The sequence below is a fragment of the Lysinibacillus sp. JK80 genome (assembly GCF_027557635.1).
Taxonomy (GTDB): domain Bacteria; phylum Bacillota; class Bacilli; order Bacillales_A; family Planococcaceae; genus Lysinibacillus; species Lysinibacillus capsici.
Genome location: NZ_CP058997.1, coordinates 2,761,584 through 2,779,467 on the forward strand (window position 1 = coordinate 2,761,584; position 17,884 = coordinate 2,779,467).

The window sequence follows — 17,884 nt, forward strand, 5'->3', positions numbered from 1 at the left end:
GCATTTCATCATATAATTATAGTAAATTAACCTTATTACATTAAATAAGGAGTGGCATGTATGGATCTTCAAAAATTACAGCAACGTTTCCCATTATTAAGCCCCTTCTCAGGTAAAACTGATGGAAATTATGTATTTAATTTTGACAATCAGCTTTACGAAATTCCCATACACACAATGACACAAAATGAATATGAGCTATTGCGAATATTCTCAGGCCCCACTGTCTTATACGATAACAATGATATGATTTGGCTTGATTATTTTACAGATAAAACAGATATTGCTCCAACTAATCTTCCTATGCATCGTTTGTTATTTCTTCATTTTGATAAAGACTTTACAACACCTACATTATTGCGTTCAGTCTTCGAAGCTTTACTTGGGAAGGATATTATTCTGCTATCGCTTCAGCCACAATTATTTGTCATAATCGAATGTATCAACTACAATGAGGAGTTTTTAGATTTGACTCATTATGTTAATCCCATAATGGCAGACTTAGAGACTCATTTTAAAATTTTTGTTTCTGATATTATACACAACATCACCACGACCAAGGAACGATTTAACTGGTATGTTCACCTTCTACCATCCATTTGGACTTATACACCAAAGCATGTACTCACACAGCAAGAGCTTTTAGTGCCTTATATAACGCAGCATCTAGCCTATCATGAGAAAGAAATTTTTATCTCCTCTATCCTAAAAAAAGCCACTTCTCAGCCAGAATTACTCCATACAATTAAGAAATTGATTGAATGTGATGGAAACATTACATTAGCCTCTAAAAAAATGTATATGCACCGTAATACCTTACAAAATCGCTTAGAAAAATTTCAACAAATGACGCAAAAGGATATTCGGCAATTTTCCCATCGGCTAGAAGTTTATCTCGCAATTATTTTCTTAGAATCACTTTAAGACCAACTGCACAAATTATGCCTTCAACACTGTGCAAGCTTTCCATATCACTCTATTCTAAAGTCATTTACAATGAAAATATGACTTGTAAAGGGGTGCAGTATGTATGGCTGAATTACGGTTAAAGCATATCTATAAGATTTACGATAAAAATATCCAGGCCGTAACTGATTTTAATTTGCATATCCATGATAAAGAATTCATTGTGTTTGTAGGCCCTTCTGGCTGTGGTAAGACCACAACTTTACGTATGATTGCTGGCTTAGAGGATATATCAAAGGGAGAACTATACATTGACGATGTTTTCATGAATGATGTGGAATCAAAAGATCGTAGCATTGCAATGGTATTTCAAAGCTATGCTTTATATCCACATATGACAGTCTATGATAATATGGCATTTAGCTTAAAGCTACGAAAGGTTGATAAAAAGGAAATAGATCGTCGTGTTAAAGAAGCTGCTAAGATTTTAGGATTAGAGGATTATTTAAAAAGAAAACCAAAAGCTCTATCTGGTGGACAACGTCAGCGTGTAGCACTGGGAAGAGCAATTGTCAGAGATGCTAAGGTATTTTTAATGGATGAGCCTCTTTCTAATTTGGATGCCAAATTACGTGTACAAATGCGAGCAGAAATCCAGAAGCTCCATCAACGAATTCAAACGACAACGATCTATGTCACACATGACCAAACAGAGGCTATGACGATGGCTACCCGTCTGGTAGTGATGAAGGATGGCCTTATACAACAAATTGGGACACCTAAAGAAGTATATAATACACCACTTAACATGTTTGTGGCAGGCTTTATTGGTTCACCATCCATGAACCTCTTCCACTGTCGTCTAACAGATAACGAGATCCTTTTAGGCGAGCAAAGCTTCCCTATCCCATCCATGCATTTACCATTGTTAAAGGAAAAAAATTATTTAGGGAAAGAGATTATTATGGGTATACGACCTGAGGATTTACAAATGACTGATGTTATTTCCCCTTACACTTTCACTGCAACGATTGATGTTGCAGAATTACTAGGAGCAGAAACTTATCTCTATTGTTCTTTAGTAAATCAGAATTTTATTGCTCGAGTACAGGCTGATAACAATTTTCATCCATCCGACAAGGTTTTCCTATTTATGAAGGAAGAAAAGATCCATTTCTTCGACCCTCAAACAGAGGAATGTCTTTAAAGCCTGCTTCGAATCCATGAGTTCGGGAAGAGAAAGCCAGCTGTATATACCATTGATGGCAATCGAATTATGTTCAAACTTCTACATCTGGTAATTTAAATAAGAAATTAATTGATTTCTTCAAACGAATTAAAAGCACGCTAGGCATTATCCACCTAGCGTGCTTATTCTATTAATCTTATTTTGCCGCGGCTTGAATCTCAAAGTAAGCCCAATGCTCTTTAGGTATATCCTTGAAGATTTGTTCTGTGTCCTCAGTTGGTATTGGACGATTAAAGATTCGATTCAGTACCTTTACTGCCTGTGCACGTGTTAGTTTTTCTTCAGGTCTAAATTCACCATTGCCTGAGCCAACCATTATACCTATCGCACTTATGCGATTGATTTCTTTTGCTGCCCAATGTGTGACCGCCACATCACGATATGTTTCTCCACTTGTATTTATTTCGCAATACGAGGTATCTGTAGACCCTTCTACACATTGTTTATCAATCCATCTCACAGCAATAACCGCCATTTGGGCTCTAGTAATCATTTCATTCGGCCCGAATGAACGATCATGACGTCCTTGCATAATTCCTTCTTTACGAATATATTCAATATCGTTTTTTGCCCATGAAGTAGCTGTATCTGCATAAAATAGGTTAGACGCTTCTGGTACATGATTGTCACTTAGGTTTCTTGCCAACATTGCTGCCATTTGGGCACGAGTGACATTTACATTCGGACGGAAAGTGCCATCTGTATAGCCGTGAATATAGGAAGCAAAAGTGCTGTCTACCTCTATTGGTTCTTTCTCTGGTTGCACTTCTTCCTGCGCTTGTTCTACATAAAGTAGAGAAAATGTAGAAAAGTGCTCTACATCAAAGACTATACCTGTTTGCCCTCTCGTAAATTCTGCAAAACGCCCACGTATTATTTCAACTGTTCCATTACTATGCTCTACATAGACCATCATATTTTCTCGTTGAGCTGATGTGAGATTCGCTGGTAATGGTAGTAGCAATGTTACTTGACGGTTTTGTAGATTTGTGTCGATAGATATCGGCTGACCAACGAGTTTTATATTAGCTCCATTACCCTGTTGTAAAACTATTTCAGCTTGTTTAGCCCGATCCTCGATAGCTTTTTGTCGCAATGCATCCTTAATCGGTACAATTCGGAAGAAAATATCTTCATTGAAATCATTCATTGAAGTAAAAGGAACATCTATTTTGACCATTCCCATAGCTATACTAAAATGTGATTTGCCCTCTATTAATCGTTTAGCAGCACCTCTATCAAGTATCACCGTTGTTTCACTTGCTGGAGGTTCCATATTAGGGATCACAAGTCGAGATCTTTTATCTTCCTTATTCCCTAATATCCGAAGAAACTCGTTTGCATTTGCAACTGTAAAGTTTACTGTATCTTGAAAGCTACCGTTACTCAATACACGTGTTAACACGGTTTGGAGGAGCACATCATCTGGCATACTTTGATCTACAACATTTATCTTTAGCTGATTACTTGGTGCAACAGGATCAGGTGTTGGTGTAGGACTAGGCGTTGATGATCCTCCATCTCCTGGTACATTGTTTTTAGACCACAAAGCATACAATATCAAATTCCCTTTCCCCATTTGAATCGTTTGCCCAATTTTATAAGTAACACCTTTTCCATCAGCCTTCGTATTCCATCCTACAAATGTATAGCCTGCTTTCATTAAATTACCTGTATTGCCCAGTACTGTAATAGTGTCCTGGTTTTTATACTGCTTTGAATCTGTTGGTACTATCCCCCCATCAGACCCGTTACTGTCATACGTAACCGTATATGTTTGCAGTGCACTAGTCGTAAAATTCCAGGAAGTATTATTAGTAATACCTTTATACGCATTACCTGCTACATCAGTAAATGCACCTGTGTCAATTTGAATGCTGTAAGTGGTGTTATGGACTAAATCCAATGTAGGATTTACTGTCACAGTTTCATTAGTGATAGAAACATTTGCTTGTGTAACAGCAATTGTTTCGACAATTTGGTTATCTGTAGCATTTCTTATGACAATATTTTTACTAGTTACAGGTAAGACCTTTTCATCAAATGTAAATACAAGATTATCTGCAGGCTGTACATTAATTGCCTGATGCGCTGGGAAATAGGTTGTTATTTCAGGAGAAATTTTATCAAATATCACAATTGTCCCTGATGAAATCTCTGTTACCTGTAAGCCCTCATTCCCTGCTATATCTTGAAAATCAATTGTAAAACTGATAGGTCCATCTGAGTCTGTGGACTTTAACGTATAGCTTGCTTGCCATGTTTTAGCATCCCCATCACCTTTATCATTGACATTTGCTGTTTGTCCTAGGATTGATACATTCGGTGATTGAATGTCCTCACTTGTCTCAAAGTCGATTGTGATTACATCGTCTACCTTAGCAACTGTTGGGTTAGCATTATTTGAAGCCATTGTCACCTTTTTTACTGTTGGCTTTACGCTATCGACAATGACATAGCTTCCATCAGTTACATCCGTTACCTCTATTGCCGAATTACCTAACAGATCTTTAAAGTTAATTGTAAAAGGTGCTGTTCCCTCTAAATCACCATTATCTATAACATATGTTGCCTGCCAGTTTGTGGATGCTCCTGTTACAATAGCAGCTTTCCCCGAAATGGTAATTATAGGTGCTTGTATATTTTTATCTGTTTTCATTGTTAAGGTGATCGTATCTCCTACCTTAGCCTTTGTAGGATCCAGATTATTCGATTTGATCTCCACCTCTACAGCTTTTGGCAGAGCTTTATCAATCACAAATGTAATGGTTGTGGTATTCCCTGCACTATCTGTTGCTACCAAAGTATAATTTCCAGATGTACTTACAGTGGCTCCACTTGAAAAGGTTGCTCCATTCAGGGTAGCAGTTCCTTCATTAAAACTAATCGTTACATCAGTGTTATAAACACCGTTATTTGTAACCCCTGTTATGACTGGTGGAGTTGTATCTAGAACAATTGTATCTGAGAATGTATTTGATATATTGCCAGCAGTATCCCTTAGTTGCATATAAACTGTTTTACTACCTTCTCCATGGGATAAAGTCCAACTTTTCGTAGATATTTTTGACTCCCAACTGGACCAAGTAATACCATCATTCGAAAAGCGCATTTCTATCGCTTCTCCTTCTAAATCTGTTGCCGTCAAATTTAAGGTAACATTTATAGAACTTGTCGAGATTTGTCCACCGTTAACAATGATAGAACCTGATGGTGCATAATTTTTAGTAATCTGGATTGTAAACTCCTTATCCAACGTATTACCAGCCTCATCAGTTACTCTTATCGTAATTTTATAACTATTTTTCGTATCGTATGCAAACATTGCCTTTGTCTTTAATACATTCCCATCAATCGTAAAGAAGCTTGTATCTCCAGACTGTAATGAATACGTGAATGTTTGTGAGCTTCCTGTATCCACTGCCGCCAATGTTCCAACAGTTGTACCAATAGGTTTCTTTTCTTGTACAGTAGTATTATTGAGCTCAATATCAGTAGGTGGTGTACTATCATAGAATATTTGTAATTCATTTGATGCTTTATTTAATGCACCTCCACTAGTTGCAACAACCTTTTCAGGAATTTTGATTTTCACAGCTCCATCTGTAATAGGTGATACTAGGGCTGTATATGTGTTACCAATTCCTGACAGTGCTGTCACATTTCCATTTGTAACCTCTATATCCCCAACCGTAAAGCCTGTTACTGACCCACTGAAAACAATAGCTATAAAAATTGGAAGGCTATTTGTTGGACTAGGTTTATTTGTTGAAATTGTCACTGCTGGACGTGCATTGACGACTAGACTCATCGTATAGACAGTACTAAAATCAATACCATCGCTTACCTTAAATGTAAAAGATGAAGAAGAGCCACTTTCTGTAATATATTTTAAATTACCTGCATCTAAATTAGGCTTACTGATTGTCATACCATTTGTAATAGCTTCCCCACCATCAAATTGCTGATTATTATTGCTATCAAGAAAGAGCTGTCCGCTATTTGGGATAGTAGAGATTTGAATCTGTTGCAAAGTATCTCCTGCATCTTCATCAGAAAATGCGAAGGAAGTACTATTAAATGTATACACTTGACCCTCGTTTACATCTATGGTTCCATTACTGGATGTCGGTGGTTTATTTAAGGCAAGGGTTGTTATCTGCTGCATCGTATATGCACTCTTATTGCCATCGGTATCTTTGACAATGACATTAAAATAATAGGTTGTATTGGCTACAAGACCTGTAACATTAAAGGAGTTACTATCTTTGGTATAGCCGCCTAACGGTGTCCCATTCAATTCTATGGTACTAACCGTATCAATATTGTTACTACTAGATTGATAGACTTGATATTCTAAATCCTCTTGAGCTGTTATATCATCAGATGCTTTAGCCCAGTCCAGTTGTACGCCTGGGGTAGTAATATTTGAAGGAGTTATAGCACCATTTGTAATTGTTGGCGGATTATTATTTGGGATATCAATCGTAAATTGGGTAAACGTTAAATCCCATAGTCCCGCCTGTACAGTAGGTATAAAATTTACACTCGCAGTAATGACAAATGAGTTGATTCCTTCTATATTAATAGGAATATCATAAATAGGCTCATGATTTGCAACTGTCTTAAAAGTTACAGGATTTCCGTTTGGGTTTCCTGCCCCATCATACCCTTGAATTGTTAAGGACAATGCATCGTTTTCAAGATGTTTATTAATCGTATTAATTTTTATTGATTTTAAATCGAAGATCCCGCCTGCAAAGCTTTCCCCAGCAGAAATTCTAATTGATTTTGGTGGTGAATATTCATCTGCATCAAAATAATAACCAGCTGGAAATTGTGATCCATTGCTATACGTGAATAGATCAATACCATTATCACCAGGAATACCGCTTACTACAAAGCCATTATTTGTGTCATCTTTCCACGAAGCTTGACTTAAATCCTGTATACAACTTGGAAAATCTGGCGAATCGCATGCAGCCGCCTCCACTTTTAAAGGTGACACGAACCCTATTCCTACCATTTGACTATATGCGATTAACAGCAAACACAAGGTTATGGTTAATATCTTTTTTCCCATTCTATATTCTCCTTCTTGGTTTCACACCCTTCATTTAATGAATCGTTAACTCTTAGGAGGCCATTCACCATATAAACAAATAATAAAGTTCAGTCCTAAATATGGCTGCATATTATTATGTGGTTGACCTCCTCCAACAGCATTAACGGTCATTAGATTCATTGGTTTATTTACTTGAGGTGTATAAACAGGGATGCTGCCTTTCCCTTGCTGATCTGTCCATATTGCACCAGTTGGATCATTATTAGGGGGTTGAAGATTGTTACAATTTGCTAGATGGTTATGGCTAGGTATCTCATTTTCCAACAGTGTTACAGAGGATGCACCGCCCGTACTGCCTATAATTCTAGGCGTTAATCCTACACCTGTTCCTTGATGAATAGCTGCTCTTCCATTTAAATTTGGTAATGCAAACGTTGTTTTTCCATCTCCCCCATATCTGTTACCCAAAATAGCGTATAGTGCACTATTCGAGGCAATGTTTATTATCTGGCCATCGCACAAAGCCCAGTCTTTTGGTGCAAAATTACCGCCAAATATTCTAATTTCTCCTATATATGCTTCTGACACTTTGCCCACCCCTTTTTTCTAATTTCTTGATGGATAAATTCCTACTAGAGCTATGCAGTAATTAGCGACACTGTATGGCTGCATATTTTGATGTGACTGCGAATTTCCTGATGTTGACAATGCTTGCGTGTTCATATTAGTATTTGGTTGATTGACAGAATAAATATTATTAGCAGATGTACCCCACACATTTCCAGTAGCCACTTTCACCGTAGCACTTTCTGAACTACCATTAACAATATGTGTATGAGTTGGCATCTCATTAATTGTTAATACATGTACCTCTTCTCCTGCTTTTTGTCCACGTGTGATACTACTGCTTACATGAACTGGGACTCTTCCCCTTAAGTCAGGTAATGCAAATGTCGTAGAGCCATTACCACCATAAGTTGCTCCTAAAATTGAATACAGCGCTTGGTTTGTATTAATTTGTAATATTTGTCCATCACATCGCGCCCATCCGCTTGGAACTGTCCCAAAGCTAAATAATCGTATTTCACCTACATATTGTTCACTCATCCTTCAAACCCCCTATTCTGTTGGATACATACCGTAAAGAGCAATAATGTAACTAATTGTTAAAAACGGCATTACATTGTTATGAGAAGCGTTTCCTCCCACACTTGAAACAATGGCGGCATTCATTGTGCCATTTGGTGGTTGTGTCGAATATTGTATATTTTTTGCCCAAACAGCATTTTCTGGACTAGGGGTTGTGCCATCAAGAGAAGAAGCTTTTACCTGATGTGTATGTGCAGGAAGCTGTGACGAGATTAAAGTGACGGTTTCCACCCCTCCCATTTGACCATTGACAAAGGTAGTACCAGTAGTTGGATTCTGTCCTTGATGTACTACAACCCTGCCTTGAAAATTTGGTAATGCAAAGGTTGATTGACCATCTCCCCCATAGGTTGTGCCAATCAAAGAAAAAAGTATTTCATTTTCGGAAATAGATAATAGTTGACCATTACAAAGAGCCCAGCCGTCTGGGGCATAATCGCCAGCAAATAATCGAATTTCTCCAACATATTGTTCCATTCTTAAAACCTCCTTACAAAATATTGCTTTACCTAGCACATTACAATAACAAGGTTAAAATTAGGTTAAAAAATATATTTTTTCCAAAATGGACTAACCCACCTACCATTTAATCCAAAATATCAATACAATGTTGTTGCTTATAAGAAAGATTTAAGAGATAAAAGTGGGTAATGATATTACATCTATAAATATATTAAACTAAATACCTAAAACCAGAATTCGTTTTTATTTCTGAGAATAAAAATGTCAAAAGCTATCGAGAGAAAACTTCTCGATAGCTTTTGTCTACAGTCTGAACATACTAACACTAATATGTTTTTATTTTATTTTTTCTTTTAGCCACTTTTTTATGCAACCTTTGAATAACTGAACGTGTTTCATCTAAATGATCCACTGTTTGCTCATAGGCACTCGTCACTACCCCCATAAATAAAATATCAATGACGAGTAACTGCGCTAGACGTGAGGAAGTGGCACCACTTCTAAAAGTTGCTTCAACATTGGGAGAGATATATAAACAAATGTCTGCTAGGCTAGACACTAGTGAACTACCATAGCGCGTTAAACTGATTGTAGTGGCTGGTGTTTGGCTAGCTATTTCAAGGATTTTAGCCACTTCATGCGTTTCTCCGGAGAAGGAGATACCTACTACCACATCCCCCTTCTGTGTATTGACAACGGCTGTAGCTCCTAAATGCAAATCCACAAATGCCCTACTATTTTTATTGATTCGTAAAAATTTTTGATCTGCATCCATTGCTGCTATACCTGATGCACCCACTCCAAAAAATATAATTTTATCAGCTTGTGATAAGGCCGTTATGGCACGCTCTAATTCAGCAATATTTATTAAATTAGCTGTTTGTGTCAAAATTTCACTACTTTGCATCGTTACCTTCTCTACAATCGATGGCAGCGCTTCATTCGCCTCAATATCTCGATCTTCAACTTTAGCATGTTGTAAATCACCAGCAATGCGCAATTTCAGCTCTTGAACACCACTAATATTTAACGATTTACACAGCCGAATAACTGCGGCACTACTTGTTTGACTTGCCTCTCCTAGTTCAACCGCTGTCATTTTTATAGCCTGTGTTGGGTGTGCTAATATATAGCTTGCCACCTTTTTTTCGGAGAGTGGAAGCTTTTCGCACATTTCAGCAAGCATAATTAAACCCGCATTTATTTTTTCCATTTTTCCAGCTCCATCTCTAGATAAAAGGAAGTTATCCATGTACCTCCTTCATCAATATTTCTTTAGAGACACCGCTCTCCGCACATGCCCTTCTGATTGAGCAAGTAATTCCGTCGCTTCTTCAATCGTTGTATTCGTCAGTAGCACCACAATCGCGAGCTTTACTTGATAATTGTTTTGCTCCAGAACACTTTCAGCCTGATTATAAGAAACTCCCGTTACCTCACAGACGATTTGTTTGGCTCTCTCTCGCAATTTAAAATTACTAGCATGAACGTCCACCATTAAATTTTTATAGACCTTTCCAAGCTTAATCATGGTTGTCGTTGTAATCATATTTAATATTTGTTTATGAGCTGTTGCAGCCTTTAGTCTTGTAGAACCTGTTAAAATTTCTGGTCCTGTAATCACCTCTATTGCAATATCTGCATGCTTACTAATAATAGAATGAGCGTTGCTCACTAAGCTGATTGTTTTTGCCCCTAGTTGTTGAGCATAATTTAATGCTCCTTTGACAAAAGGCGTTCGACCGCTTGCTGCAATCCCTATCACTACATCTCGGTTTGTTAGCTGTTGTTTCTGTAGTTCAACCTCTCCTAATGAAAGATCATCTTCTGCACCTTCTATGGCAATCATTACTGCATCTGCTCCTCCAGCCAATATTGCCTGCACAAGCTTTGGTGATGTACTAAATGTAGGTGGACATTCTACGGCATCTAGCAAACCAATTCGCCCACTTGTCCCTGCACCAACATAAAATAATCTACCGCCTTTCTTTAGTGCATCCACAACAGCTGTGACAGCCTGCTCGATTTCAGGTAAAACCTTTGCTATGGCTAATGGTACTTTTTTATCCTCTTCATTCATCAGCTTTACAATTTCAATAGTGGACATTAAATCTAGATTTGTCGTATCTGGATGATAGCCTTCAGTCGTCAGTTTTGTCATTCGTTCCATTGAAATCAAATCCCTCCACACTATTTTTCATGGATACTCATCCAAGTTCCTTTTACCTTTCGTTGTAAAGCCTCTGTGATTGGAATTCCTTCACTGAGAAGTCCATTAACGAAAGCTCCTATAACAGGTGGCACCTCTGGTTGTATTAGTTGATTAGATATTTTAGCAAGCTGTAATTTTTCTCGAAAGCATTGAACAAAATAAAAATTTTCGAATAAACCTCCACATAGGACAATAGAGTCACCTTTTAGCTGAGGCTCTTTTTTCAACATTATTTGGATGAAATGAGTTAAATGATGAGCAGCGTGTTCAATAATTTTTTGTGCCCTATCATTATTTTGCTCTGCTAAACGCAACACCACACGAGCTACGGAGGCTATGAGTACACGTGGCTGTGGATGCTCATAAACATGCGTAATAATTTCAGTAGGATTCTTTAATGCTAGCTGCTCCATAATAGTCGCTGTAAACAGATCCTCATTCACGCCAATAGCATCATAATGTCGCGTAATCAATCGCAATGCCTCTTGCCCAATATAGTAGCCACTGCCCTCATCTCCTAATAAATAACCCCATCCTCCAACACGACTAACTTGATGATTTTTTCCAACTGCATATACGATGGAACCCGTTCCTGCTATCACAACGAGCCCTTGCTGTGTAAATGTGCCGCTAGTAAGTGCCGCTACCGCATCATTGGTGATGGTTATCTTACAGGAGCTAGCAGGGAAAAGGAAGCTAATCCATTGCTCCCAGCGTTCTTTATCTAACTGGCGATCGCCCCCTGCCACACATAAGAACACCGCAGCAATATCATTATTTGTTGCATCTATCTTTTGTAGTAACGTGGCAAGGAGCTTGATAATATGTAGCCTTACCTCGTCAGGTGGCGTTGATTTTATATTCGTTCCAGCTCCTTCAACAAAAGCCAGCACTTCCCCTTTTCTTGTCCCAATCACTGCACGAGTTCTAGTCCCACCACCATCGACCCCAATAATGTATTCCCTATTTAATGGCACCAGCCGTCAGCCCCTCCATAAATTGCTTTGAGGCAATAAAGAATAATAGGATCATTGGTAATGAAGCTAATGTTAAACCTGCAAAAAGAGAGCCCCAATCTGCCGAATGCTCACCAAAAAGTGACATCATTCCAACAGGTATCGTCCGTTTCATTTTTTCTGTAATAAAAATAAGTGGGAAGAAGAAATCATTCCATGAAGCAATAAAATTTATAATAACCACTGTTCCAAGGGCAGGTCTCATTAACGGTAACATTACATGCCAAAGAACTCTTAAGTTCCCCGCCCCATCTATACGGGCTGCTTCCTCTAATTCATAAGGCATTGTTTTAAAAAAGCCAGTTAAGATCAGCATGGATAATGGAATACCTGTCGCCATGTTCATCAAAATTAAAGACCATAAGGAATTTATCAGTCCTAAATCACGCATTAATATAAAGAGCGGGACAATCCCCAATTTTATAGGAATCATCATGCCTAATAAAAAAATAAAGAACAATGCATGATTCCAAGAAAATTTAAAGCGAGCAATATAAAATGCAGCCATTGAACAAACAACCACTATTAGTATCACAGATACAATACTGACAATTAGACTGTTTAGAAAGTATGTGGTAAATGGAATTTTTGCTAATAATGTACGATAAGTATCTAAGCTAAAGCTAGTCGGTAAACCCAATGGATTTTTATAGATATCCACGCTCTTTTTAAATGAAGATAAAATCATTAACAAAATTGGATATAAACTAATGGTCGCCACCGTAAACACCACAAGATAATAAAATGGTCGAACCCAAATAGCGCCTTGCTTCACTATAATCACCCCTTACATTTGAACATTCTTTTTATTGGCAAAGCGTAAAAATAGCGTGGTACAAACTAATATAAATAAGAATAGTACTGTAGCTAACGCCGAACCCAACCCAATAGCTGTTGCCCCAGAAGCGGTAGAGCTACCAAATGCTAAACGATAGAAAAACACAGCTAACGTATCTGTAGAATAGTATGGCTCTCCCATGGAGCCCTGCATTGCATATACTAATTCAAATGCTTCAAATGACTGGATAAATGTTAAAATGCCCATGATCATAATTGATGGCACCATTAAAGGCAAGTAAATCGTACGCAATAAAGTAAAACCCTTAGCGCCATCTAACTTTGCAGCTTCGACTAACTCACTTGGGATCCCTTGAAAGCCAGCAAGAAAAATTAAGACACCAAAACCTAATCCAAACCAACAATTGACTAAAATAATGGCGATTAACGCCGTGTTGGGATCACCAAGCCAAGCCTTTTGTAAAGTTTCAAGACCTAATTTCTCCAAAATGACATTTAAAGTACCAAAATTCGGATTTAGAATGAGCTTCCATAAGAAACCTACAACAATCACTGATAATAATCGCGGTAGAAAGAAAGCAGCCTTAAAAAACTCTGCACCTTTAATTTTTTGATAAATAATAAAGGCAAGAAAGAAGGCTAATCCATTCATAACAATCATTTGCACAACAAAATAAAGGACATTATGTTTAAAGGCATTCCAAAACATGGAGCCATAGGGTTCTGTCGTAAAAAGAGTCACAAAATTTTGGAAACCAATAAAATCACCACGAGCCATCCCTTTCCATTCAAAAAAACTATAGGATAATGCCGCTATTATCGGATAAAGCACAAACAACCCATAGATTATTAGTGCAGGAATAGGGAAAAGATGGATAGTCCACCTTACTCTCGATTTCCTCCTTCTTACTGATGGAGCTGTATATTCTCTTATCATGAGCAGCCTCCTTTTACTAATCATGAAACAACAAGACCCCTAAACTCCTTATAGCACTTCAGGGGTCTACTGACTTGATACTTTCATTATTTTTGAAATGGCGTAAACCAAGTTTTAGCGTTTTCCTGTACTTTTGTGGCAACCTCTTCAGGCGTTACTTTACCTAAATACATGCCTTGTAGCTCACTTTCAAGCAAGCTCTTTGTTGTTGGGTCCCCACCAGTAAAATTAGTTACCCACATATATGGCGTTGCTTCATTTGCAGTCGAATGACTAATAGCGTTTAACAATGCATCGTCAGAGGTAATACCTGGAATAGCGCTGATCATAGAAAACTCTTTTACAAACAAATCGCCAAACTCCTTAGTTGTTAAAAATTCTAAAAATACCTTAGCTGCTTCTTTATTTTTCGAATTAGCATTAATCGCAAATGAGCCATCTACCCAAGTCGTCACTGTTGTATTACTCTCTTTAGATGGAATAGGAAAATAACCTAAATCTAAATCTGGATTCATTTCTAATACAACAGGAATTTCCCAGCTACCTAACGGAAACATTGCCGCGTCTTCTAGTGCAAACAAAGTACGGATATCATCCATTCCTAAGCCTTCTGAATTGACAGGAAAATACTTTTTCAAGTCATTCATTACTTGAATGGATTCAATAAACTTCGGATCTGTAAAATCCTTTTCTCCTGCGAGCACTGCTTGGTAAAAGTCATTGCCCTCATAAACAGCAGGACCGACAATACCGTGTAGCAACGATAATAGCCAGCCTTCTTTTGTACCCATTGCAATTGGTGTAATACCCTTTTCTAATAATTGGTCATTTAATGCTATGAATTCATCCCATGTAGTAGGAATTTCAAGATTATTATTTTTAAAAATCTTCTTATTATAGAAAAATTGTGTAGAGCTTAAGTTAATTGGTACACCGTACTGATTCCCTTGGTCATCACGAGAAGCCTGTAATGCTTCTTCAGGAAATACATTCAATCCATTTAAACCGTTTATTTTCTCAACATAACCTGCCTCCGCAAGCTTCAATCCAGCTGCATAAGGACGTAAGTGAAAAATATCTGGACCCTCTCCAGCCTGTAATGCCGTATTGAGGACTGTATTATATTCAGTATTTTTAGTTGGGTTAAATGAAACATGTATTTCAGGATGTTGTTCATTGAATAAAGCAATCACTTTTTCATACTTGGCAACATCTTCTGTGCGCCAACTCCCTATTGTTAGCGAAACCTCTTCAGTTTTCGATTTCTCTTCATTATCAGGTGTTGTTGAGGTCGTTATTTTCTCGTTCGTGTTACAGCCTACCAAACCCACAACCAGTAATAAAAGAAGCAACAATAACCATTTACTCTTTTGTCTCATACCAGCAGATCCACCCTTCATATCAGTAATTTTTCATAAATCATCGTATGAAGCTTCTCTCTAATCCTTCCCATGTTTGTATTTCTCCCATAATGCACAGCATTCGTTAGTAAAATGACAAATGCCTTTTTTACAGGGTCCATCCAAATACTCGTGCCTGTAAATCCTGTATGACCAAATGAGCCCTTGCTCCACCTCCTACCAAAACAAAATGATGCTTCATCTCCTCCCCATACTTCAAACCCAAGTCCCCTCGTTTTAAAAGTTTTCGTATAGGCAAGCTCTAACCATTCATATGGAATTACACTTTGTTGCTTGATCCCCAACCAAATTTCCGCATACTTTGCTAAATCCTCTACACATGAAAATAAACCTGCACTACCAGCAATACCATCTAGTAATAAAGCTTTCTCATCATGGACTATTCCCTGTACAAATTGACCTGCCACCATTTCTGTAGATGCTGCAAGCCTTCTTGTATGCACAGGCAGTTGAAAACATGTATGATGCATGCCCCATGGCTTAAAAACCTCTTGCTCTACAAAACTTTTTAATGAAATGCCAGTAACTTCCTCAATCACCTTTCCTATAATAATCATACCTAAATCACTATATTGCACTTGTTCATTTGGCTGCCATACTACATCACTTGCCAGTACCTCCTGCAGGATGTCACGCTTATGATGTCTTTTAACTACAGGTGTTAAATCTGCTGGCAATCCTGAGCAATGCTGCAATAAATGCTGGATTGTAATAAGAGGATAATTAAAATCAGGCAAATAGGTTTGGACTGGATCTGTTATATAAACTTGATTTCGACTCATCAGGAGTAAAATAGCTGGGAGTGTTGCGACAACTTTTGTTAAGGAGGCTAAATCAAACAACGTATTACTTAAAATAGCTTGCTCGCTGCCATCCTCAGCAGTATAGGCTCCATAATTGCATGAAAATAGCCTTCTTTCTTGCTGCTGAACAATTAATACAGCACCTGGAATTTTCTGTTCTTTCACTAAGCCAGTTATATATGCATCTACCAAGGAAGCACCCCACTATTAAATATCTAAATTTTCTGTAAATTAGTATTATCATATAAAATAAAATGATGAAAAATTACACCAATCCTAAAATTTTTTTTCATGTGTACTCAATAAAAAAAGCCCTGGCTAGGGCTACTTTGATTATTTAGTTGGTTTTTTTAAATCCATTGACGCTGCTGCGCTTTCAACTTTTACGCGTTTCAAGAAGAATGCAAGTACCACTGCAATCACTGTTATACCAGCTGCAATTAAGAAGGAATGCGTAATACCATCTAATAAGGCGGTTTGCATAATCTGATCTTGCATTTGTTGCATTTGCTCTGCTGTAGGCGTTGCTCCTGATTGTGCAGCATTCGCTTTGGCTTCTGCAATTAATTCTTCCGCTTTAACTTTTGTACGATTATTCATAAATGTTACAAGGATCGCACTACCGATTGCTCCTGATACCTGCTGTAATGTATTGTTAATCGCTGTACCATGTGGATTCATCATTTGCGGTAGTTGATTTAAACCGTTTGTCATAATAGGCATCATGACCATCGACATACCGAACATACGAATTGTATACATCGATACGATATATGTGTAGCTTGAATCAATTTCTAACTTTGTTAAACCGAAAGTTGCGATTGTTGTAATCGTTAATCCAATAATGGCTAACACACGTGGACCAAATTTATCGAAAAGCTTACCAGTGATTGGTGACATAATCCCCATGACAAGTGCTCCTGGAAGCATCATTAAGCCTGCTTCAAATGGTTCGATACCACGGATAGACTGTACATATGCTGGTGTTAAAATCATCCCTGAGAACATTGCCATAGAGACAATAACTGAGATAACAGACCCTAAAGCAAACATTGGATATTTATAGATACGTAGTTCCAGTAATGGCTCATCCATTTTCAGCTGTTTAACAACGAAAATAATTAAAGCGATGAAGCCAATTGTAATTGTGCCATATACCCATGGACTTGACCAACCTTTATCTCCTGCTGTACTAAAGCCGTATAAAATACCACCAAATGCAACTGTTGATAAAAGTACTGAAAGGAAATCTAAGTGAACTTCACGTGTCTCCATCACGTTTCTTAATTTCCAAACACCAAATAATAAACTAATTAAAGCAAATGGAATAATCATTTGGAAAAGCATACGCCAATCATGATGCTCCACAATATACCCTGATAATGTAGGACCAATTGCTGGCGCCATAATCATAACTAAACCAAAGATCCCCATTGCTGCCCCACGCTTTTCTTTCGGGAAGCTTGTTAGCATAACGTTCATTAAAAGTGGTGACATACTAGAAGCTCCGGCTGCTTGCACCATACGACCTGCTAGCAGCACGCCAAAATTAGGAGCGAAACCTGCCATAATTGTACCAATTGTAAAGATAGACATCGCTGTAATAAATAAATGTCTATTTTTAAAGCGTGTCACAAAGAATGCTGAAGCAGGCACTAGAATACCGCTCACAAGCATATACCCTGTTGCTAACCACTGTACTTTTGAATAGGTGATCCCAAAATCTTTCATGATTGTTGGTAATGCCACATTCAACAATGTGTTATTTAGAAAAGCAACAAAAGCACCCACAAATAGAATAGCTATCATGCCATAAGGGGGCTTTTTCATTGTTTGCTCACTATTCATTTATATCCCTCAATTCTT

14 protein-coding genes are annotated in these 17,884 nt (G+C 37.7%); 2 read left to right on the top strand and 12 right to left on the bottom strand.

Features of this window, described 5'->3' with window-relative positions:
- Positions 1–60 precede the first annotated feature (60 nt).
- Both HXV90_RS13930 and HXV90_RS13935 read left to right on the top strand, forming a co-directional pair.
- The gene (locus HXV90_RS13930; RefSeq protein ID WP_269897446.1) at positions 61–924 is read left to right on the top strand and encodes a PucR family transcriptional regulator; all 864 of its coding nucleotides are present in this window, start codon (positions 61–63) and stop codon (positions 922–924) included.
- A 106-nt stretch (positions 925–1,030) separates the two neighbouring features.
- Positions 1,031–2,113: an ABC transporter ATP-binding protein gene (locus tag HXV90_RS13935; RefSeq protein WP_269897447.1), complete on the top strand. Its 1,083-nt coding sequence runs from the start codon at positions 1,031–1,033 to the stop codon at positions 2,111–2,113.
- A gap of 178 nt (positions 2,114–2,291) precedes the next feature.
- On the opposite strand, the gene HXV90_RS13940 is transcribed toward HXV90_RS13935, so the two are convergent.
- The 12 genes from HXV90_RS13940 to HXV90_RS13995 all read right to left on the bottom strand — a co-directional run bounded on the left by HXV90_RS13940 (position 2,292) and on the right by HXV90_RS13995 (position 17,866).
- Positions 2,292–7,238, bottom strand: a complete 4,947-nt coding sequence (locus HXV90_RS13940) for an S-layer homology domain-containing protein (RefSeq protein WP_269897448.1) — start codon at positions 7,236–7,238, stop codon at positions 2,292–2,294.
- 45 nt (positions 7,239–7,283) lie between these two features.
- On the bottom strand, positions 7,284–7,808 hold the full coding sequence (locus HXV90_RS13945; protein WP_048391869.1) for a phage tail protein: 525 nt from the start codon (positions 7,806–7,808) through the stop codon (positions 7,284–7,286).
- An 18-nt stretch (positions 7,809–7,826) separates the two neighbouring features.
- The gene (locus HXV90_RS13950; protein ID WP_269897449.1) at positions 7,827–8,327 is read right to left on the bottom strand and encodes a phage tail protein; all 501 of its coding nucleotides are present in this window, start codon (positions 8,325–8,327) and stop codon (positions 7,827–7,829) included.
- A gap of 12 nt (positions 8,328–8,339) precedes the next feature.
- Positions 8,340–8,846: a phage tail protein gene (locus tag HXV90_RS13955; RefSeq protein ID WP_054548699.1), complete on the bottom strand. Its 507-nt coding sequence runs from the start codon at positions 8,844–8,846 to the stop codon at positions 8,340–8,342.
- Between the two features lie 310 nt (positions 8,847–9,156).
- Positions 9,157–10,044, bottom strand: a complete 888-nt coding sequence (locus HXV90_RS13960; protein WP_269897450.1) for a MurR/RpiR family transcriptional regulator — start codon at positions 10,042–10,044, stop codon at positions 9,157–9,159.
- A gap of 51 nt (positions 10,045–10,095) precedes the next feature.
- Positions 10,096–11,001, bottom strand: a complete 906-nt coding sequence (murQ, locus tag HXV90_RS13965; protein ID WP_103117332.1) for an N-acetylmuramic acid 6-phosphate etherase — start codon at positions 10,999–11,001, stop codon at positions 10,096–10,098.
- A 20-nt stretch (positions 11,002–11,021) separates the two neighbouring features.
- A complete protein-coding gene (locus tag HXV90_RS13970; protein ID WP_269897451.1) occupies positions 11,022–12,020 on the bottom strand; it encodes an N-acetylglucosamine kinase in 999 nt (332 codons plus the stop codon).
- Positions 12,007–12,834: a carbohydrate ABC transporter permease gene (locus tag HXV90_RS13975; RefSeq protein WP_269897452.1), complete on the bottom strand. Its 828-nt coding sequence runs from the start codon at positions 12,832–12,834 to the stop codon at positions 12,007–12,009. Before HXV90_RS13975 ends, HXV90_RS13970 begins: the two co-directional genes overlap by 14 nt.
- Positions 12,835–12,846: 12 nt before the next feature.
- Positions 12,847–13,794: a carbohydrate ABC transporter permease gene (locus HXV90_RS13980; protein ID WP_103117330.1), complete on the bottom strand. Its 948-nt coding sequence runs from the start codon at positions 13,792–13,794 to the stop codon at positions 12,847–12,849.
- 86 nt (positions 13,795–13,880) lie between these two features.
- Positions 13,881–15,194 (bottom strand): ABC transporter substrate-binding protein, encoded by a 1,314-nt coding sequence (locus HXV90_RS13985; RefSeq protein WP_199768287.1) that lies wholly within the window; start codon positions 15,192–15,194, stop codon positions 13,881–13,883.
- On the bottom strand, positions 15,191–16,210 hold the full coding sequence (locus HXV90_RS13990) for a serine hydrolase domain-containing protein (protein WP_048391885.1): 1,020 nt from the start codon (positions 16,208–16,210) through the stop codon (positions 15,191–15,193). The genes HXV90_RS13985 and HXV90_RS13990 overlap by 4 nt, the downstream gene beginning before the upstream one ends.
- Positions 16,211–16,351: 141 nt before the next feature.
- Complete coding sequence (locus tag HXV90_RS13995) at positions 16,352–17,866, bottom strand: DHA2 family efflux MFS transporter permease subunit (protein ID WP_103117329.1); 1,515 nt, start codon at positions 17,864–17,866, stop codon at positions 16,352–16,354.
- Positions 17,867–17,884: the final 18 nt, after the last annotated feature.

Excerpts from the sequence above, each read along its gene's own strand:
- HXV90_RS13930 (WP_269897446.1), top strand. The coding sequence starts at position 61 with ATGGATCTTCAAAAATTACAGCAACGTTTCCCATTATTAAGCCCCTTC.
- HXV90_RS13935 (WP_269897447.1), top strand. The coding sequence starts at position 1,031 with ATGGCTGAATTACGGTTAAAGCATATCTATAAGATTTACGATAAAAAT.
- HXV90_RS13940 (WP_269897448.1), bottom strand. The coding sequence starts at position 7,238 with ATGGGAAAAAAGATATTAACCATAACCTTGTGTTTGCTGTTAATCGCA.
- HXV90_RS13950 (WP_269897449.1), bottom strand. The coding sequence starts at position 8,327 with ATGAGTGAACAATATGTAGGTGAAATACGATTATTTAGCTTTGGGACA.
- HXV90_RS13955 (WP_054548699.1), bottom strand. The coding sequence starts at position 8,846 with ATGGAACAATATGTTGGAGAAATTCGATTATTTGCTGGCGATTATGCC.
- HXV90_RS13960 (WP_269897450.1), bottom strand. The coding sequence starts at position 10,044 with ATGGAAAAAATAAATGCGGGTTTAATTATGCTTGCTGAAATGTGCGAA.
- murQ (WP_103117332.1), bottom strand. The coding sequence starts at position 11,001 with ATGGAACGAATGACAAAACTGACGACTGAAGGCTATCATCCAGATACG.
- HXV90_RS13980 (WP_103117330.1), bottom strand. The coding sequence starts at position 13,794 with ATGATAAGAGAATATACAGCTCCATCAGTAAGAAGGAGGAAATCGAGA.
- HXV90_RS13985 (WP_199768287.1), bottom strand. The coding sequence starts at position 15,194 with ATGAAGGGTGGATCTGCTGGTATGAGACAAAAGAGTAAATGGTTATTG.
- HXV90_RS13995 (WP_103117329.1), bottom strand. The coding sequence starts at position 17,866 with ATGAATAGTGAGCAAACAATGAAAAAGCCCCCTTATGGCATGATAGCT.